The following is a 19,286-nucleotide window of genomic DNA, read 5'->3' as shown; positions in this document are numbered from 1 at the left end:
GCTGCTTTCGACTGGGGAGTTGGAACGATGAAACAGCGCAGATCCATCCTGTCCGTCTTCACCCTCACCCTCGCCGTGGTCCTCGGCGCCGCCCTGCTCAGCGACCTCGGCGGTCAGCCGACCGAAGCCGGGAACGCGGACTTCACCGGCACCGGCCGGGTCGTCATCCGCGACGCCTCGATGGTGCTCACGATGGACCCGAGCCTCGGCGAAGGACCGCTCGGCGCCCTCGCCGACGCCGACGTCGTGCTGGAAGGCACCAAGATCAAGCAGGTCGGCAAGGACCTCGAAACCGGTGACGCCCGGGTCGTCGACGGCCGCGGCAAAATCGTGCTGCCCGGGTTCGTCGACCTGCACAACCACCTGTGGCAGTCGCTCATCCGCGGTTGCGCGGCAGACAAGGAACTCATCGGCTGGCTCGGCAAATGCGTCATCCCGCTGTACCGAGCGCCGGTGACCGACGCGGACGCGTACGCGGGCACCAAGCTCGCCGCCGCCGACGTCGTCTCGACCGGGATCACCACGGTCACCGAGTGGTCGCACGCGTTCAACACCGATTTCGCCAAGGGCGGCCTCCGTGCGCTCGGCGAGTCGAAACTGCGGTTCCTCTACTCCTACAACGGCACCACCGATCCCGCGCTGCAGAACGAGATCCGCCGGGTGAAGCGCGAAGTCATCGACCCGAACCCGTTGGCCCGCCTGCAGATCGGCACGCATCCGTCCACCGGGAACTTCCCGAGTGTGGAGGCGTCGGAGAAACTCGCGCGCGAACTCGGCGTCTCGCTGAACGTCCACCTGCTCGAATCGAAGGCCGACCTGACCGCGGGCCAGATGGACGCGCTCCGCCGGGCGAACGCGCTGCACCCCGGGCTGGTGACGAACCACGTCATCCAGACCACCGACGCCGACCTCGACGAACTCGCGGCCGCCGGGGTCAGCGTGGCGCACAACCCGCTGTCGAACATGCGGCTCGCGTCGGGCGTGATCCGGCTGCCGGAGATGAAGAAGCGGAACATGAAGGTCGGGCTCGGCCTCGACGGCGGCACCAACGACACGAGCGACATGTTCAACGTGATGCGCGCGGCCGTCGGTCTCCAGCGGGCGACCACGACGGATCCGGCGGTCTATCCGACCACGGCGGACGTCCTGCGCATGGCGACCCTCGGCGGCGCGGAGGCGCTCGGGATGGACAAGGAGATCGGGTCGCTGACGCCGGGCAAGCGGGCGGACCTGCAGGTGGTCGACGCCCAGGCGGTCAACTTCGCGCCGAAGGTGGACTGGGTGAACCAGCTGGTCTTCAACACCCAGCCGGCGAACGTCTCGTGGGTGTTCGTCGACGGCCGCGCGCTCAAGCGCGAAGGCCGCGTTGTCGGTCTCGACACCGCGAAGGTCGTCGCCGACGCCCAGGCCGCGGCCGACCGCATCAAGAAGCTGCTGCCCCAGTGACCCGGTAACCCATGCGTTTCGTCCTCTGGATGCGGTAGTTGCACGCGCAAGGACCGCATCCAGAGGACGAAACGCGGCTTTTAGTGCTGGAGCGGGAAACCGCCGCCGATGCCCCGCCAAGCGAGGTTGGCGGTGAGGGCGACGGCCTCTTCGCGGCTCATCGACTTGTGGTGCGCCAGCCAGAACCGCGCGCTGACCTGCGAGAGACCCACGAGGCCGACGGCGAGCAGCCGCGCCTTGTCCTCGTCGAGGCCCGCGTCCGCGGTGATGGTCTCGGTGATCGCGTCGACGCTGGCCGACGTCGCCCGGTCCACCGCCTCCTGCACGGCGGGCTCGCCACGCAGGTCGGATTCGAAGACCATCCGGAACGCACCGGCGTCACCGTTGACGAAGTCGAAGAAGGCGCCGACGGTCGCCGGGACGCGCTGCTTGTTGTCCGTCGTGGAGTCGAGTGCCTCCTTGACCCGCCGCACCAGTTCGTCGACGTGGCTCTCCAGCAGCGCGATGTAGAGGTCGAGCTTGCCGGGGAAGTGCTGGTAGAGAACCGGCTTGCTGACCCCGGCCTCTTCGGCGATCTCGTCCATCGCGGCGGCGTGGTATCCGTTCGCGGCGAACACCCGCTGCGCGGCGGCCAGCAGCTGGGCGCGGCGTTCCGTCCTGGGCAGGCGGACGCCTCGCGCCTGCAGTCGCGCCATTTCTGTCATCGTTCCTCCAGTTCGAGGCACTCGTCTCCGCCGAGAACGCGTCAGCGCAGTCGAGCGGGGCTCCGCGGGGCGGGGTCACCGCCGCGTGAAGTGAACTCGAGATTACTCGCCGGTACGGCCGGACCGCCAAGGGTCGGGCATCCTTGATGCTGTGTCTTCCTCAGTTTCCCGTGCCACCGGTGACCGCCCGCCGTTGACCCACGTGCCGTTGTCGCGCAGGTCACTGCCGTCGCTGGACCCGGCGCCGTCGCCGTGGCCCGGGGAAACAATAGGTGTCGGCGGGGTGAAATTGCACATCCGCCGGACCCCCGGCGGCCCCGAGACGGCGGTCTATGTCCACGGCCTCGGCGGCTCGTCCACGAACTGGACCGACTTGGCGGCGCTCCTGGCGCCCCAGGCGGCGGGCACCTCCATCGATTTGCCGGGTTTCGGCTACTCGGAGCCGCCGGACGGATTCACCTTCAGTCTCGACGCGCACGCCGAGATCGTCGCGAGCCACATCGAGAGCCTCGACGCCGGGCCGGTGCACCTGTTCGGCAACTCGATGGGCGGCGCGGTCGCGCTGCTCGTCGCGGCCCGCCGTCCGGAACTGGTGAAGACGCTGACGCTGATCTCGCCCGCGATGCCGGACCTCCGCCCCAGCATGAAGCGGCTGTCCGACCCGCGGATGGCGTTCGCCTATCTGCCGCTGATCGGCCCGCGGGTCCGCCGTCAGCTGGCCGCGCTCGGTCCCCGCGAACGCGCCATGCAGGTCATCAACCTGTGCTTCGCCGACCCGGCCCGGTTCGCCGAAAGCAGGCTGAACGAACTGGAGGAGGAGCACAGCGCCCGTGCCGGATTCGCCTGGGCCGCGCCCGCGCTGGCCCGCAGCACCTTCGGCATCTTCCGGACGTGGTCCGCGCGCGGCCCGGCGTCGCTGTGGGCCGTCGCGCCGACGGTCGCCACGCCGACACTGGTCATTTGGGGGCAGCACGACCGAGTGATATCCGTCCGGCGCGCGGAACGCACCGCTCGCCTGATCCCGCACGCCCGGTTGCTCGTTCTCCCCCGAACCGGCCATGTGGCGCAGATGGAACGCCCGAATGTAGTAGCGAAGGCCGTTTTGGGGATGTGGGAATCGGTCGAATCGGGCACCTGGTAGCCCATTCGGGGCAGCAGGACACGCGGTGCGCTGCGCCGGTCGCTCACAACATCACAGTTCGGTTATGGCACCCTGGTGCCCGTGGACCGGGTGAAGCAAGGCGCGCAGGGCGAAGGTCGGCGGTCTCAGTACTCCGCATCCGCCCGTCGTTCGGCGCGTCCACAGCCCCGGGATCCCGACGTTCCGCGCACCGGCCAGTACCGGCCCTCGCCGCCGCCGTCGCAGCGACTGGACGAAGATCGCTACCGCCCCGGCGCCCGCCGGACCAGCGCCCAGCCGCTCAGCGCGTCCTGGAAGCCGCACGAGTCCGGGGCCGCCCGTCCCCAGAGCGCCAAGCGCCAGAGCGGGAGCGGCATCGGCCGCTTCGCCAAGACCTATGGCTGGCGCGTGTACGCGCTGCCGATCCTCGTGGTGATCACCGCGCTGGTCGTGTTCAACACCGCCACCGGCCCGCCCGAGCCGATCGCCTCCGACGGGACGAGCCTGGCTTCGTCCGACGGGGCGGACGGTTCCGCCGGCAACGGCGGCGAGCCGGGGGCGGGTGTCGACGGGGGTGGCGACGTCCTCCCGGAGAACCCCGCCAAACCGGTCGACCTCAAGATCCCGACCGCGGACCTGCCCAAGGGCGGCCCCTTCACCGAGTCGGGTAAGGGCACCTATCACGTGGTGCCGGGTTCCGGGCCCAAGGTGGGGACGGGTCAGCTGTTCACCTACACGATCGAGGTCGAGGACGGCATCGAGCCGGCCAGTTACGCCGGTGACGACAGCTTCGCCACGATGGTGCAGGACACTCTCTCCAATCCCAAGAGCTGGACGTGGGACGGGAAGAAGGCGCTCCAGCGCGTCGACGCGAGCTACCCGAACCCGACGTTCCGCGTGAGCCTCACCACGCCGAACACCACGCACCGCGCGGACGTCTGCATGTTCCAGATCACCTATGAGACCTCCTGCTACCGCTCCAGCTTCGACAAGCGCGTGGTGATCAACCTCGCCCGCTGGGTGCGCGGGGCCATGGCCTTCCAGGGCGACATGACCGGTTATCGCCAGTACGCTATCAACCACGAAGTCGGCCACGCCTTGGGCGGCAAGCACGTCGGTTGCCAGGTGGACGGCGGAATCGCGCCGGTGATGATGCAGCAGACGTTCGGCGTCTCCAACGACTTCGTCGCGCAGCTGAACAACCTGCCCGGCGGGGACCGGGGCAAGGTGCCCGCGGACGGCAAGGTCTGCAAACCCGGTTCCTGGCCGAATCCGACACCTTAGGCTTCGCGGTCTCACCTGCTGGAATTTCCCAGGATATGAAACAAGGGAAGTCGTTTCCGCCTCTTCGTGTTGTAGATACTGGGATGCGACCCGCGATCCACGCGAGATGGAGGACCCGATGTCAGGCACGCTGCCGCCGCTCGTAGAGCCGGCCGCCGAGCTCACCAAGGAAGAGGTGGCCCGGTACAGCCGTCACCTGATCATCCCGGACGTCGGGGTGACCGGGCAGAAGCGGTTGAAGAACGCCAAGGTGCTGGTCATCGGCGCCGGTGGCCTCGGCAGCCCGGCGCTGCTGTACCTGGCCGCGGCCGGGGTCGGCACGCTCGGCATCGTCGACTTCGACGAGGTCGACGAATCGAATCTGCACCGCCAGGTCATTCACGGCCAGTCCGACATCGGCAAACTCAAGGCCGCGTCGGCGCAGGAGTCGATCGCCGAGATCAACCCGTTCGTCAAGGTGCACCTGCACACCGACCGGCTGGAGTCGTCGAACGCGCTCGAACTGTTCGAGCAGTACGACCTGATCCTCGACGGCACCGACAACTTCGCGACGCGGTACCTGGTCAACGACGCCGCCGTGCTCACCGGCAAGCCGTACGTGTGGGGCTCGATCTACCGGTTCGAGGGCCAGGCGAGCGTCTTCTGGGAGGACGCGCCGAACGGCAAGGGCCTCAACTACCGCGACCTCTACCCCGAGCCGCCGCCGCCCGGCATGGTCCCGTCGTGCGCCGAGGGTGGCGTGCTGGGCGTGCTGTGCGCGTCGATCGGCTCGATCATGGTCAACGAGGCGATCAAGCTGATCACCGGTATCGGTGAGCCGCTGCTGGGCAGGCTCGTCAGCTATGACGCGCTGGAGATGAAGTACCGCGAGGTCAAGATCCGCAAGGATCCGGAGACCCCGAAGATCACCGGGCTCATCGACTACGAAGCTTTCTGTGGTGTTGTGTCGGACGAAGCGGCTTCGGCCGCTTCGGGGCACACGATCACTCCGGCGGAACTCAAGGCCAAGTTCGACAACGGCGACAACTTCGCCCTCATCGACGTCCGCGAGCCGCACGAGTACGAGATCGTGAACATCAAGGGCGCGACGCTCATCCCGAAGGACAAGATCCTCTCGGGCGAGGCGCTGTCGGAACTGCCGCAGGACAAGCCGATCGTGCTGCACTGCAAGTCGGGCGCGCGTTCGGCGGAGGCGCTGGCGGCCCTGCACAAGGCCGGGTTCAAGGACGCGACCCACCTCGGTGGCGGCGTGCTGGCCTGGGCGCGGCAGATCGACCAGAGCCTGCCGACCTACTGAGCATCCCGGCCCGCTGACCTGCGGAAAGGGAGCAAGGGACCTTTGCTATCGCTCGCTTGGCCTGCCTGAGCAGGCGATAGCAAAGGTCCCTTGCTGTTCTTAGCGCCTCGCTTGGGACACTCAACGTCTCAAGCGAGGCGCTCGCGCCGGCCTGGTTCGCGGCCGCGGTTCTGTCGCCATTTTTGGTGACGGCCAAGACGACACGGCCGTCGCGGGTCGCCCCGGGTTCGTCCATGAAGGGATCGGGACACTCAACGTCCCAATTCCTTCATGGACGCGGACACCAAGCCGCGGCCACGGGCGCCACATCCCAAGCTCGAAGAACACTGTGCCAATGCCGCAGGTGAAGACGCTCAGCGTCCCCAACGCGACATCGGGAACCAGAGGCACGGTCGGACCGCGAACGCTCGCTGAGCCCAAGGGCTGTGTGGAAATAGGCATACTCGATGTCCCTTTTTCCACACAGGCTCTGCGGCGACCAAGCGATAGCAAAGGTCCCTTGCTGCTTCCCGCGGGTCAGCGGCCGAAGCCGATCGAACCGCCGCTGAAGATCGAGCGCACGAACTTCGCGTACTCCGCGGGTACGTCCGTGCGGTGCCCGCTCTTCGCCTTCGGCAGGGCCGCGATGATCTCGGCGTCGGTCAGCGGATGCGTCTTCGCGGCCAGCTCCCGGAGTTCGTCGGGCTTCCAGTTGTGGTTGCCCGCGACGTGCAGCGAGACCGCTCCGCGTCGTTGGATGAACTCGATCTTCTCGGTGTTCTTGCGCAGAAACTCTCCTTCGCCGACCTGAGCGCACGTCGCGTTGTCGAGCCGCCAGTCTGTCTTCACCGACGTTTCGCAGCTTTCGACGGCGTCGGTCACGAAGGTCCATACGGGCGAGACCCACAGTTGCGGGGCGTACTCGACGATCAGGGAGCCGGAGTCTTCGGTCGCCTTGACCGGAAGACGTTGTGAGCCGAGGTCGGCCGCGAGGGTGCGTTCGTGCGGGACGCCCGCCGAGGCCAGCCGCCGGGCGGCGGTGTCTTCGGGTAGCGCGGCGGGACCGGCGATGCCACCGGCCACCACTGCCACACCGAGGATTCCGGCGGCGGCCCGCACCCGCCAGTCACTCACGAACAGGCCCGCGGCGAGCGCCACCGGCAGCCCGAGGAACGGGATCGCCACCCACTCGACGGGATCGAAGGCTTCCGCCACCTCCACCACGAAGATCGCGCCGAGGACGCCGGAGATCCCGACGGCGAACGCCCAGCCCAGCCTCGGCCACGGGCGCACCGTCAGGGGAGAGACGGTCCGGGCGGTGTAACCGGCCAGGTACGCCGTCCCGATCGACAGGATCGGGGCGGGCAGCGCCAGCCAGGGAACGTGCAGGAACGCGGCGAGCACGACGAGCCAGCCGACGGTGATGGCGCCGAGCGTGCCCACGAGCCACAGCGACACGAGCTGGAGGGCGATGAGCTGCCCATCGGTGAATCGGCCTTGGGCCGTTCGGGGGACCATGGCCGAAGAATGGCAGGTCAGAGTGATGTTGTCTTGAGTATCGCTACTCAGGTGATCAGCGCGTCTTCTCGTTCGTGGCGCGGAAGACGGGGTAACGTCCCGTGCCGTGCGTGCGACCCTCGAAAGCCCTCCGGATCACGTCTGTACGGCGTTCGGCGGACGTATCGGTGAGGCGGAACCGCTGCCCGGCACCACTGCGTGGCGCTACGGCGACCTCGTCCTGAAGCCGGTCGTGGACAAGTCGCGGACGCTGTGGACGGCCCGCGCGCTGGAAGCCGTCAACGAGCCGGGCTTGAGGGTGGCGAAGCCGGTCCGGTCCAGCGACGGCCGGTGGGTGGTCGGCGGCTGGTCGGCGAACCGGTTCGTGTCCGGTACCGCCGAGCACCGGTACGACGAGGTCGTGCACGCGGCGGTCAAACTGCACCGTGCGACGGCGGGGCTGCCGCGGCCGGATTTCCTGGGGCGCCGCACCGATATCGAAGCTTTGGCCGACAAACTCGCCTGGGGCGAAGCGGACATGTCCCTCGACGAGCACAAGGGCGGCCGCTGGTTCGAGGTACTGGCCGGGTCCCGAAGACCGGTCAAACTGCCGGATCAGGTCGTCCACGGCGAACTGCTCGCCGGTGTCCTGTTCGACGGCGACGCGGCCCCCGGGATCGTCGATTTCGTTCCGTACTACCGGCCCGGTGAATGGGGTGCCGCGATCGTCGCGGTCGACGCGCTCGCCTGGGGCGGCGCCACCATCGAACTCCTCGAACGCTGGGCGCATCTCCCGCAGTGGCCCCAGCTTCTCCTGCGGGCCGTCCTCTTCCGCCTCGCCGCCAACGCCCTCGACCCGCGGTCGACGCGAGCGGCGCACGACGGCCTCCGCGCCGCCGCGCGCGATGTGAGCGCCGTGCTGTAAGGCCGTGAAGGCCTCCTTCCCTATCCTCGGAGTAGGGACCCGGCAAAGTCGCAGAGTTGCTGATCGGCGCTGCTCTTGATGGTCCGGATGTGATGACATCACTGGTGCCTGCGAGGTTCGAGTGTGGAGGATTTGGGACGTTGAACGTCCCAAATCCTCCACACTCGGGGGTGTGCCGGGTTCCGGGGCATGTCCCTGATCCTCTGTTGAGCAAGGTCCGCAACCGGTGCGAGCCCGGCGTTCATGAAGGAATTGGGACACTCAACGTCCCAATTCCTTCATAGGCGGCCTGCGCCATGACAAGAGATCCCTGACCTGCACGATGCCGACTTTGCCGGGACCCTGACCCTCAGAGTGGGGAAGGATGCCTTCACGGACCGGCCTATTCGGTCCGCAGGCTTTCCAGCCGCGCGGCCGAACGCACCGCCGGGAACGCGGACGCGGTCACCACGAGGACCACCGCGACCGCCGCTCCGGCGAGCGCCCCCACCCCAGCCCAGTCCACGACCAGCGGATTCGTCAGCAGCCTGGTCGCCAGCGCGGCGATGCCGACGCCGGTCACGATCGCGACCACGGTCAACGGCGAGATGCCGGAGGTCGCGTGAAAGTTCGCGTACGCAGCCTCTCGCGCTGTTGCCTGCTTTCGTAGGCGTTCCCCGCCGACGCAGATCTTCCCGCGCGCTCATCGGGTCACCGCCGGTTCGCGTGTCCGGCCGTCCCGCACGATGACCTCCCGATCGGAGTACGCGGCCACCCGCGGTTCATGGGTGACCAGGACGACCGCGGCGTTCGTCTGCTTCGCGGTCTCCGAAAGCAGCCGCATCAGCAGTTCGCCGCCGAGCGAGTCCAGCGCGCCGGTCGGTTCGTCGGCGAAGATCACCGACGGTTCGGTGATCAGCGCCCTGGCCATGGCGACCCGCTGGCTCTGCCCGCCGGAGACCCGGCCGGGTGTGTTGCCCGCGACGTCCCCGACCTGCAGCCTGTCGAGCCAGGTCCGCGCGAGCCGTTCCGCGGGACGGCGTTTCGTCCCGCCGAGCCGCAGCGGCAGCGCGACGTTCTCCAGGCAGGTCAGTTCGGGGACGAGCTGGCCGAACTGGAAGACGAAACCGAATTCCGTCCGCCGCAGGGCGCTGCGTTCGGCGTCGGACATCGCCGACAGCGCGCGGCCGCGGAACAGGACCGACCCCTCGTCCGGGCGGACGATGCCGGACAGGCAGTGCAGCAGGGTCGATTTCCCGGAACCCGAGGGCCCCATGACGGCGACGATCTCGCCGGGGTCGAGTGCGAGCCCCGCCCCGGCCAGCGCCTGGTCAGGGCCGAAAGCCTTGTACAGGCCCGAGCCTTGTAACAACGATGTTTCCACTGTGAGTCCCCCGGATTGTGAGCGGCTCAGCGCCCGAGCTGACGCGCGAGATCGTCGAGCCGGGCGGCGGTGAGTTCCAGCCACCGCAGATCCGCTTCGAGATGGAACAGCGCGTGATCGCAGATGAGCTGGTCGGCGAGGTCGCCGGTGGTCTTGCGGGCGGTGAGCTCACGCATCGTGCGGAGGTGGGAGCCGCGCTGGGCGTCGAGCAGGTCCTGGGCGCCGCGGCCGGACATCAGCGCGAGCACGACCTTGGTGTAGAGCGTGTTCTGCAGGTAGACGGAGGGATTTTCCGGACTTTTCAGCCATTCTTCGACGTTGGTGACCCCGGCTTCGGTGATGGCGTACCGCTTCCGGTCCGGTCCGCCGCCCGCTTCGACACCGTTCTCTTCGACCAGGCCGTTCTTCAGGAGCCGGTTCAGCGTCGAGTAGACCTGCCCGTAGTGCAGTGGGCGGTCTTGGCGGAACTGTTTGTCGTAGAGCTGCTTGAGGTCGTAGCCGTGCTTGGGGCCGGCTTCGAGCAGGCCGAGCAGGGTGTTCCCGATGGACATGCGGTGACTATACACAGTGTGTATACGCACCGTCTATACATCGAGTGTATAGCCCTCGACCTGGCGACGTGACCTCACGGTGTGACCTTCGCCGTCGGCAGGCAATGTCAAACGCCTGAAACATTCAGGAGTTTTCAGGTAACACGGCCTACCTACCTTCAAGCGCAATCGACGCCTGAGGAGGTGCCCGTGCCGCTCGCCGCCCCCACCACGACCGCGGTGGACACGCACTGCCCGTACTGCGCCCTGCAGTGCGGGATGAGCCTCGACGGCGCCCGCGTCGCCCCGCGCGACTTCCCGGTCAACGCCGGTGGTCTGTGCCAGAAGGGCTGGACGTCGGGAGAGCTCCTCACCTCGCCTTCCCGGCTGACGACCCCGCTGATCAGGGTCGACGGCGAACTCCGGCCCGCGAGCTGGGAGCAGGCCCTCGACCTCGTCGCGCGACGGCTCACCGAGATCCGCGCGGCCAAGGGAGCCGATTCGGTCGCCGTCTTCGGCGGCGGCGGGCTCACCAACGAAAAGGCGTACCTGCTGGGCAAGTTCGCGCGTATCGCGCTGGGCACCTCGCAGATCGACTACAACGGCCGGTTCTGCATGTCCTCGGCGGCCGCCGCCGGGATCAAGGCGTTCGGTGCCGACCGCGGGATGCCGTTCCCGGTCACGGATCTCGCCGACGCCGACGCCGTCCTGCTCGTCGGCGCGAACCCGGCCGAGACGATGCCGCCGTTCACCCAGCACCTGCGCGGCGCGGATCTGATCGTCGTCGACCCGCGCCGCACCGCGACCGCCGAACTGGCCGGACTCCACCTCGCCCCGGCGCCGGGTACCGATCTCGCGCTCGCACAAGGGATCTTGCACGCCGTCGTCGCCGACGGGCTGCTGGACCAGTCCTATGTGGACGCCCGGACCACCGGCTTCGAGGAGCTGTGGCGTTCGGTCGCGGCGTGGTGGCCGGAGCGGGTCGAGCAGATCACCGGCGTCTCGGCCGCCGACCAGCGCAGGGTCGCCGCCAAACTCGCCGCCGCCCGCAACGCCTACATCCTCACCGCGCGCGGTACCGAACAGCACGCCAACGGCACCGCGATGGTGAACGCGTGGATCAACCTGGCGCTCGCGCTCGGCCTTCCCGGCCGGGCGGGGTCCGGATTCGGCTGCCTGACCGGCCAGGGCAACGGACAGGGCGGGCGCGAACACGGCCAGAAGGCCGACCAGCTGCCCGGATATCGCAAGATCGACGACCCCGCCGCGCGCGAGTACGTCGCCGGGGTCTGGGGTGTGCCGCCGGAATCCCTGCCGGGGCCGGGCCGGTCGGCCGTCGAACTGCTGGAAGCGCTCGGCACCGAAGACGGACCGAGCGCGCTGATGGTCTTCGGCAGCAACGTCGTCGTCTCGGCGCCCGGCGCCGGACGCGTCCAGGACAAGGTGTCCTCTTTGGACTTCCTGGTCGTCTCCGACCTCGTGCTGTCGGAGACCGCGGCGATGGCCGACGTCGTCCTGCCGGTCACCCAGTGGGCCGAAGAGGACGGCACGATGACCAACCTCGAAGGCCGGATCCTGTTGCGCCGCAAGGCGATCGATCCGCCGTCCGGAGCGAGGACCGATCTCTGCGTGCTTTCGGAACTGGCCAAGCGCCTCGGCCAGCCCGAGGGGCGGTTCCCGTCCGACGCCGAGACCGTCTTCACCGAACTCCGCCGGGCGTCCAAGGGTGGGGTCGCCGACTACTCCGGCATCACCTACGACCGGCTCCGTGACGGCGAGGCCCTGTACTGGCCCGTTCCGGCGGAGACGCATCCCGGCACGCCGCGGATGTTCCTCGACTCCTTCGCCCATCCGGACGGCCGCGCGCGGTTCGTGCCGGTGGACCACGTCGGCCCGGCCGAGGTGCCCGACGACGAATTCCCCTTGCAGGCCACCACGGGCCGGGTCCTGCAGCACTACCAGTCCGGGGCGCAGACCCGGCTGGTCAAGGAGCTGAACGACGTCGTAGCGGAGGCCTTCGTGGAAGTTCATCCGGACACCGCCGCCCGGGCGGGACTGGCCGAGGGCGATCTCGCGATCGTGCGGTCGCGGCGCGGGGAGACCCACGCCCGGATCCGTTGCGTGCCGTCGCTGCGCCCGGATCTGGTGTTCCTGCCGTTCCACTTCCCCGGCGAGGGCCGGGCGAACCTGCTGACCAACCCGGCGCTCGACCCGACCAGCCGGATGCCCGAGTTCAAGGTGTGCGCGGTCGCGCTCGCCCCGGCCGAGGCGGCCGCGTGAGCCCCCGGTCGGTGGTCATCGCCGGATACGGGATGGCGGGCGCGCGGCTGGCGGACGACATCCGCCGCCGCGATCCCGACGGCGAACGCGTCCGGCTCACCGTCGTCGGCGCGGAGACGCACGCCGCCTACAACCGGGTGCTGCTCTCGTCGGTGGTCGCCGGGACGATGCGGCCCGAGGTCGTCCGGCTCCACGACGACGACTGGCCGTCCCGCACCGGCGCCGATCTGCGCCGCGGGGTCGCCGCGACGTCGATCGACCGGGCGGCGCGGCGGGTGCACCTCGACGACGGGTCCACTGTGGACTACGACGCGCTCGTGCTCGCCACCGGTGCCAATCCGTGGATGCCGCCGGTCGAGGGGCTCGAACCCGGCCCCGACGTCGTCGCGTTCCGCACGCTCGACGACTGCGCCCGCATCCTCGACGCCGCCAAACTCGGCGCCCCGGTCGCCGTCCTCGGCGGCGGGCTGCTCGGCCTGGAAGCGGCGCGGGGCCTCGCGGGGCGCGGAAACCTCGTCACCGTCGTGCATCCGATGCCGCACATCATGGAACGGCAGCTGGACGCGGAATCCGCGCGGGTGCTGACCAGGAAGCTCGAAGAACTCGGCGTCGGGTTCCGGCTCGGGGTCGGGGCGGCGCGCTATGTCAGCGGTGACGGGCTCAAGCTCGACGACGGCACGCACGTCCCCGCGGACCTCATCGTCGTCTCGACCGGGGTCCGGCCGGAGACGAAACTGGCCGTGGACGCCGGATTGACCGTCGAGGGCGGCATCGTCGTCGACGATCTGCTGCGCACCAGCGACGGCCGGATCCACGCGATCGGTGACTGCGCCAAGCATCCCGGCGCGTTCGGCGGGCTTGTGCAGCCCGCGTGGGAACAGGCCGCGGTGGTCGCGGATCTGGTCACCGGCACGAAATCCGCGTCGCGTTACCGCGGCACGCAGCCGGTGACGCGGCTCAAAGCGCGCGGGATCGACCTCACCGCCCTCGGCGAGACGATGACCGGCGCCGACGATCCGACCGCCGAAGTGCTCACCTTCAGCGACCCGGCGGGCTGCCGCTACGGCAAGCTCGTCCTCCGTGAGAACCGGGTGGCGGGCGCGATCCTGCTCGGCCTGCCCGACGCGGCCGCGTCGATCACCCAGCTGTACGACCGGGGCACACCGGTGCCCGAAGACCGGCTCGCCGTCCTTTTGGGACGCGCGCTGCCCGCCGGGGCGCCGTCGGCGTCGAGCCCGGCCGATCTGCCCGCGTCGGCGGTCATCTGCCGCTGCAACGCGGTGACCAAGGGGCGGCTCGTCGAGGCTTGGCGCGCCGGCGCCACCGACGTCCCCGCCCTCGCCGGGGCGACCCGTGCGACGACCGGCTGCGGCGGCTGCAAGGACGCCGTCAGCGGGGTCGCGAGATGGCTGGCCGCGCAGTGATCCGGCTACAGGAAACCCGAAAGACGTCCACAGAGAAGGAGGCCCTCATGACCGCCAGGGCTGTTCACCGCGGCAAGCGCTGGATCGAGCACTGGGATCCGGAGAACGAGCAGTTCTGGGAGGAGACCGGGAAGAAGGTCGCCCGGCGGAACCTCTGGTTCTCCGTGCTGGCCGAGCACATCGGCTTCTCCGTCTGGACACTGTGGTCGGTCATGGTGCTGTTCATGGGCCCGAAGTACGGGTTCTCGGCCGCCGACAAGTTCCTGCTCGTTTCGACCCCGACGCTGATCGGCGCGCTCATGCGGCCGCTCTACACCTTCGCGGTGGCGAAGTACGGCGGCCGGAACTGGACGATCGTCAGCGCGTTGCTGCTGCTGGCGCCCACCATCCTGGCCGCGATCGCGATGGAGCCGGGCACCTCGCTCGGCACGTTCCTGCTGATCGCCGCGCTCGGCGGGGTCGGCGGCGGGAACTTCGCGTCGTCGATGACCAACATCAACGCGTTCTACCCCGAAAAGCACAAGGGCTGGGCCCTCGGGCTCAACGCGGGCGGCGGCAACCTCGGGGTGGCGGCGATCCAGCTGATCGGCCTGCTGGTCATCGGCACCGTCGGCGCGACCGCGCCCCGGCTGGTGCTGGCGATCTACATCCCGCTGATCGTGGTCGCGGCGGTCTGCGCGTACTTCTTCATGGACAACCTCTCCTCGATGAAGGGCGACACCAAGGCGATGCGCGAGGTCGTCAAGGACCCGCACACCTGGGTGATGTCGTTCCTCTACGTCGGCACGTTCGGTTCGTTCATCGGCTACAGCTTCGCTTTCGGCCTGGTGCTGCAGAACCAGTTCGGCAGGACCCCGCTGCAGGCGGCCGCGGTGACGTTCCTCGGGCCGCTGCTCGGATCCTTCTCCCGGCCGACGGGCGGCTGGCTGGCCGACCGGATCGGCGGCGGCAAGATCACCTTCGCGACGTTCGTCGGGATGGCCGCGGCGACCGTGGTGCTGATCCTGGCGTCGACGTCGAACTCGCTGGCGTTGTTCACCGTCGCGTTCATCGTGTTGTTCGTGCTGACCGGGATCGGCAACGGCTCGACGTACAAGATGATCCCCGCGATCTTCCGTGCCAAGGCGAAGGTCGCGATCAGCGAAGGCGCCGACGAGACCCTCGAACTGCTGAAGGCGCGCAAGCTCTCCGGTGCGCTGATCGGGCTGGCCGGGGCGATCGGGGCGCTGGGCGGACTGTTCATCAACCTGGCCTTCCGGCAGTCGTTCGCGGACACCAAGAGCGGGGTGCCGGCGTTCATCGCCTTCCTTGTCTTCTACGGGCTGTGCTTCGCCGTCACATGGGCGGTGTACCTGCGGAAACAGCAGGCGGAGGTGGCGAGCACCCGAGGTCTGGCGCTCGCCGGGGCGGAGGTCTGATGCGGAAACTCGTCGTCGCGGGATATGGCATGGTCGCGCACCGGCTCGTGGAAGCCGTGCGCGCGGAGGACAAGACCGGCGAATGGCAGGTGGTGGTCCTCGCCGAGGAGGCGAGGCCCGCGTACGACCGTGTCGCTCTGACGTCCTATGTGGACACCTGGGATCCGGCTTCACTGGCTCTGGAAGGGGCCGACTACGCCGACGACCCGCAGGTGGAACTGCGGCTCGGCGACGCGGTGACCTCGGTCGACCGGGACCGCAAGGTCGTCGTCACCGAGTCCGGGCACGTGCAGCCGTACGACGCGCTGGTCCTCGCGACCGGTTCGCGGCCGTTCGTCCCGCCGGTGCCGGGTCACGATCTCCCGGGTTGTTTCGTTTACCGGACGATCGAGGACCTCGACGCCATCCGGGAAGCCGCTCAGCGGCCCGGCCGCGGTCGTCGTTCGGCGGTCGTCATCGGTGGTGGCCTGCTCGGCCTCGAAGCGGCGAAGGCGTTGCGGGACATGGGTCTCTCGCCCCACGTGGTCGAGATGGCGCCGCGCCTGATGCCGCTGCAGGTCGACGAAGGCGGTGGCGGCCTGCTGCGGCGGCTGATCACCGGACTCGACGTGACCGTCCACACGGGAACGTCGACCGACGCCATCGAGCCGGACGGCGAGCGGTACATCGCCAAACTCGGCAACGGCACGGAACTCGACGTCGACCTGGTCGTGTTCTCCGCCGGGATCCGGCCGCGCGACGATCTCGCCCGCTCGTCCGGCCTGGAGGTCGGCGCGCGCGGCGGCATCCTGGTCGACGAGTCCTGCCGGACCTCCGATCCGGCGGTGTACGCGATCGGTGAATGCGCGGCCGTGGCGGGGAAGGTCTACGGCATCGTGGCGCCCGGCTACGCGATGGCGGAGGTCGTCGCCGCGCAGCTGACCGGCGGCGAGGGCACGTTCCCCGAACCGGACATGTCGACGAAGCTCAAGCTCATGGGCGTCGACGTCGCCAGTTTCGGTGACGCGCACGCGGCCACCGAGGGCGCGCTGGAGGTCGCGTTCAACGACGCGGTCGCCGGGACGTACAAGAAACTCGTGATCTCGGACGACTCGAAGACGTTGCTCGGCGGGGTGTTGGTCGGCGACGCGAGCGAGTTCAACACCCTGCGCGCGATGGTCGGCAGGCCGCTGCCGGCCGAACCGGGTGCGATCCTCGCCCCGGCGGGCGGCGGATCGGCGGTCGGGGTCGACGCACTCCCCGACGCGGCGCAGATCTGTTCCTGCAACGCGGTTTCCAAGGGCACCATCACGCACGCGATCACCGAAGAGGGCTGCGATTCGGTCGCCAAGATCAAGGGCTGCACGCGGGCCGGGACGGCGTGCGGTTCCTGCGTCCCGCTGCTCGGCAAGCTGCTGACGGCTTGCGGTGTCGAGCAGTCCAAAGCGCTGTGTGAGCACTTCTCGCAGTCGCGCGCGGAGCTGTTCCAGATCCTGCAGGCCACGCGGATCAGCACGTTCAGCGAGATGATCGACCGGTACGGCACCGGAACCGGCTGCGCCATCTGCAAACCGGCGATCGCCTCGATCCTGGCCACGCTGGGCAACGGGCACATCCTCGCCGGTGAGCAGGCGACCCTGCAGGACACCAACGACAAGTTCCTGGCGAACCTGCAGCGCAACGGCACCTACTCGGTGGTGCCACGGATCCCCGGCGGCGAGATCACGCCGGAGAAGCTCATGGTCATCGCGCAGGTGGCGATGGACTTCGGGCTGTACACCAAGATCACCGGCGGCCAGCGGATCGACCTGTTCGGCGCCACCGTCGACCAGCTCCCGCTGATCTGGCGGCGGCTCGTCGACGCCGGATTCGAGTCGGGGCACGCGTACGGGAAGTCGTTGCGCACGGTCAAGTCCTGTGTCGGTTCGACGTGGTGCCGTTACGGCGTCCAGGACAGCGTCGGGCTCGCGATCGAACTGGAGCTTCGCTATCGCGGACTGCGCTCGCCGCACAAGCTCAAGTCCGCGGTTTCGGGCTGTGCGCGGGAATGCGCCGAGGCGCGGAGCAAGGACTTCGGCATCATCGCCACCGAGGAGGGCTGGAACCTCTACGTCGGCGGGAACGGCGGCGCCACGCCACGGCACGCGGATCTGCTGGTGTCCGCGGTGGACACGGAGACACTGATCCGCACGATCGACCGGTTCCTGATGTTCTACGTCCGCACGGCGGACCGGCTGCAGCGCACCGCGCCGTGGGTCGAGGAGATGGAAGGCGGTCTCGACCACTTGCGCGCGGTGATCGTCGACGACAAGCTCGGCATCTGCGAGGACCTCGACGCGGCCATGGCCAAGCACGTCGGCGACTACGCCGACGAATGGCGCGGGGTGCTGGAAGATCCGGAGAAGCTGGCGAAGTTCACCTCGTTCGTCAACGCGCCGGGCACACCGGATCCGACGATCTCGTTCCGTACCGAACGCGACCAGAAAGTACCCGTGCTGCTGGGCATCCCGGAGGTGAAGCAGTGACGACCTCGATCGAGCGCACCTGGACCGCCATCTGCGCGGCGGGTGCCGTCCCCGAATGGTCCGGCGTCGCGGCCCTGCTCGACGACGGCGTCCAGGTGGCGATCTTCCGGCTGCCCGGCGGCCGGTGGTACGCACTGTCCAATCTGGACCCGATCAGCGGTGCCGCGGTGCTTTCGCGGGGGATCGTCGGCGATGCCGGCGGTGTCCCCGTCGTGGCCTCGCCGGTGTACAAGGAACGGTTCGACCTGCGGACCGGCGAATGCCTCGACGCCGAGGGCGTCTCGGTCGAGGCGTACCGGGTCCGGGTGACCGGGGGCGTCGTGGAGGTGGAATTCTCGCCGTGACAGAAGTCCTTCCCCTGGCGGGATTCGTCATCGGTATCACGGCGGCGCGGCGGGCTGACGAGCTCGGCGCGCTGTTCGTGCGTAAAGGCGCGACCGTGCGGTACGGCCCGGCGATCCGGATCGTGCCGCTTTCCGACGACACCGAACTGCGATCGGCGACGATGCGGCTGCTGGAGGACCGGGTCGACGCGGTCGTCGCGACGACCGGGATCGGCTTCCGCGGCTGGATCGAGGCGGCCGAGGGCTGGGGACTGGGGGAGGAACTGCTGGCCCGGCTGGGGAAGTCCGCGCTGCTCGCGCGCGGCCCGAAGGCCAAGGGCGCGATCCGTGCGGCAGGGCTTTCGGAGGACTACTCACCGGCTTCGGAGAGCAACGCCGAGGTGTTACAACATCTCCTGGAGTCCGGTGTGGACGGTCAGCGGGTCGCGGTGCAGTTGCACGGCGAGCCGCTTCCGTACTTTGTGGACAGTCTGCGGGACGCGGGTGCCGAGGTGATCGAGGTGCCGGTGTACCGCTGGGTCGGGCCCACCGACCCCGGGCCGCTCGACAGGCTGCTGGACGCGGTGCTCGACGGCTCGGTGGACGCGTTGCCGTTCACCAGCGCGCCGGCCGCCGCGTCGATGCTGGCGGTGGCGAAGCGGACCGGGCGGCTGTCGGGAATCGTCCAGGCGCTGGAAAAACGGGTCTTGGTGGCCTGTGTCGGGCCGATCACCGCGGGGCCGCTGGCCGCGCTCGGGATCCCGACGGTGCAGCCCGCGCGGTCGCGGATCGGGGCACTCGCGCGGACCGTGTCCGACGCGCTCGAAGGCCGCTCGCCGCGGCTGACCGCGGGCGGGCGGAACATCGAGCTGCGCGGGCAGGCGGCGCTGGTGGACGGGCAGTGGTGCGACATCGCGCCCGCGCCGATGGCGCTGCTGCGGGCGCTGGCGGAATCGCCGGGGCGAGTGTTCTCCCGGCGGGAGCTGATCTCCGCGCTGCCCGATGGCGGCGAGGAACACGCCGTCGAGACCGCCATCGGGCGGCTGCGGAACGCCCTGGGCTCCCCGAAGGTGGTCCAAACGGTGGTGAAACGGGGCTATCGCCTGGCCGTCGACCCGTGATCCCCCCGCGTTTCGTCCTCTGGATGCGGTAGTTGCGCACGGCAACCGCCGCATCCAGAGGACGAAACGCG

At 69.2% G+C, this 19,286-nt stretch carries 16 protein-coding genes; 11 read left to right on the top strand and 5 right to left on the bottom strand.

From position 1 onward, the window contains the following. Positions 1-27 precede the first annotated feature (27 nt). Positions 28-1,446, top strand: coding sequence for an amidohydrolase family protein (locus SD37_RS35695; protein ID WP_044854663.1), 1,419 nt, complete (start codon positions 28-30; stop codon positions 1,444-1,446). 80 nt (positions 1,447-1,526) lie between these two features. Here the strand turns inward: SD37_RS35695 and SD37_RS35690 are convergent, their stop codons facing one another. After that, entirely contained in the window at positions 1,527-2,150 is a 624-nt protein-coding gene (locus tag SD37_RS35690) for a TetR/AcrR family transcriptional regulator (protein ID WP_037316399.1), read from the bottom strand. A 283-nt stretch (positions 2,151-2,433) separates the two neighbouring features. Between SD37_RS35690 and SD37_RS35685 the strand changes: the two genes are divergently transcribed. From SD37_RS35685 to moeZ, 3 genes are all read left to right on the top strand, one after another. Continuing rightward, complete coding sequence (locus SD37_RS35685) at positions 2,434-3,291, top strand: alpha/beta fold hydrolase (protein WP_044854664.1); 858 nt, start codon at positions 2,434-2,436, stop codon at positions 3,289-3,291. An 81-nt stretch (positions 3,292-3,372) separates the two neighbouring features. Next, positions 3,373-4,554, top strand: coding sequence for a DUF3152 domain-containing protein (locus tag SD37_RS35680; RefSeq protein WP_044854665.1), 1,182 nt, complete (start codon positions 3,373-3,375; stop codon positions 4,552-4,554). A gap of 118 nt (positions 4,555-4,672) precedes the next feature. Then, positions 4,673-5,851, top strand: coding sequence for an adenylyltransferase/sulfurtransferase MoeZ (moeZ, locus tag SD37_RS35675; protein WP_037316677.1), 1,179 nt, complete (start codon positions 4,673-4,675; stop codon positions 5,849-5,851). A gap of 516 nt (positions 5,852-6,367) precedes the next feature. Here the strand turns inward: moeZ and SD37_RS35670 are convergent. Then, positions 6,368-7,348: a hypothetical protein gene (locus SD37_RS35670; RefSeq protein WP_044854666.1), complete on the bottom strand. Its 981-nt coding sequence runs from the start codon at positions 7,346-7,348 to the stop codon at positions 6,368-6,370. Positions 7,349-7,454: 106 nt separating this feature from the next. On the opposite strand from SD37_RS35670, the gene SD37_RS35665 reads away from it, so the two are divergent. Continuing rightward, a complete protein-coding gene (locus SD37_RS35665) occupies positions 7,455-8,252 on the top strand; it encodes a TIGR02569 family protein (RefSeq protein ID WP_044854667.1) in 798 nt (265 codons plus the stop codon). A gap of 382 nt (positions 8,253-8,634) precedes the next feature. Here SD37_RS35665 and SD37_RS35660 read toward each other — a convergent pair whose 3' ends face one another. The 3 genes from SD37_RS35660 to SD37_RS35650 all read right to left on the bottom strand — a co-directional run bounded on the left by SD37_RS35660 (position 8,635) and on the right by SD37_RS35650 (position 10,166). Then, a complete protein-coding gene (locus tag SD37_RS35660; RefSeq protein WP_044854668.1) occupies positions 8,635-8,832 on the bottom strand; it encodes a hypothetical protein in 198 nt (65 codons plus the stop codon). Positions 8,833-8,934: 102 nt separating this feature from the next. Further along, positions 8,935-9,615: an ABC transporter ATP-binding protein gene (locus SD37_RS35655; protein ID WP_044854669.1), complete on the bottom strand. Its 681-nt coding sequence runs from the start codon at positions 9,613-9,615 to the stop codon at positions 8,935-8,937. A gap of 26 nt (positions 9,616-9,641) precedes the next feature. Further along, positions 9,642-10,166, bottom strand: a complete 525-nt coding sequence (locus SD37_RS35650; protein ID WP_037316413.1) for a PadR family transcriptional regulator — start codon at positions 10,164-10,166, stop codon at positions 9,642-9,644. A gap of 189 nt (positions 10,167-10,355) precedes the next feature. On the opposite strand from SD37_RS35650, the gene SD37_RS35645 reads away from it, so the two are divergent. The 6 genes from SD37_RS35645 to SD37_RS35620 are packed head-to-tail and all read left to right on the top strand — an operon-like array spanning position 10,356 to position 19,215. Then, complete coding sequence (locus SD37_RS35645) at positions 10,356-12,425, top strand: molybdopterin oxidoreductase family protein (RefSeq protein ID WP_044854670.1); 2,070 nt, start codon at positions 10,356-10,358, stop codon at positions 12,423-12,425. Then, positions 12,422-13,849, top strand: coding sequence for an FAD-dependent oxidoreductase (locus SD37_RS35640; protein WP_044854671.1), 1,428 nt, complete (start codon positions 12,422-12,424; stop codon positions 13,847-13,849). Before SD37_RS35645 ends, SD37_RS35640 begins: the two co-directional genes overlap by 4 nt. 47 nt (positions 13,850-13,896) lie before the next feature. After that, positions 13,897-15,267 carry a nitrate/nitrite transporter gene (locus tag SD37_RS35635; protein ID WP_044854672.1) on the top strand — a complete coding sequence of 457 codons (1,371 nt, stop codon included), beginning with the start codon at positions 13,897-13,899 and terminating at the stop codon, positions 15,265-15,267. Continuing rightward, a complete protein-coding gene (gene nirB, locus SD37_RS35630; RefSeq protein WP_044854673.1) occupies positions 15,267-17,771 on the top strand; it encodes a nitrite reductase large subunit NirB in 2,505 nt (834 codons plus the stop codon). Before SD37_RS35635 ends, nirB begins: the two co-directional genes overlap by 1 nt. Continuing rightward, complete coding sequence (nirD, locus tag SD37_RS35625) at positions 17,768-18,115, top strand: nitrite reductase small subunit NirD (RefSeq protein ID WP_044854674.1); 348 nt, start codon at positions 17,768-17,770, stop codon at positions 18,113-18,115. Before nirB ends, nirD begins: the two co-directional genes overlap by 4 nt. Beyond that, positions 18,112-19,215 carry a uroporphyrinogen-III synthase gene (locus SD37_RS35620; RefSeq protein WP_044854675.1) on the top strand — a complete coding sequence of 368 codons (1,104 nt, stop codon included), beginning with the start codon at positions 18,112-18,114 and terminating at the stop codon, positions 19,213-19,215. Before nirD ends, SD37_RS35620 begins: the two co-directional genes overlap by 4 nt. The last annotated feature ends 71 nt before the right edge of the window (positions 19,216-19,286 follow it).

This window comes from Amycolatopsis orientalis (assembly GCF_000943515.2).
Lineage (GTDB): Bacteria > Actinomycetota > Actinomycetes > Mycobacteriales > Pseudonocardiaceae > Amycolatopsis > Amycolatopsis orientalis.
Note: the sequence above shows the minus strand (reverse complement) of the source record. Positions and strands in the feature narration are given on the sequence as shown.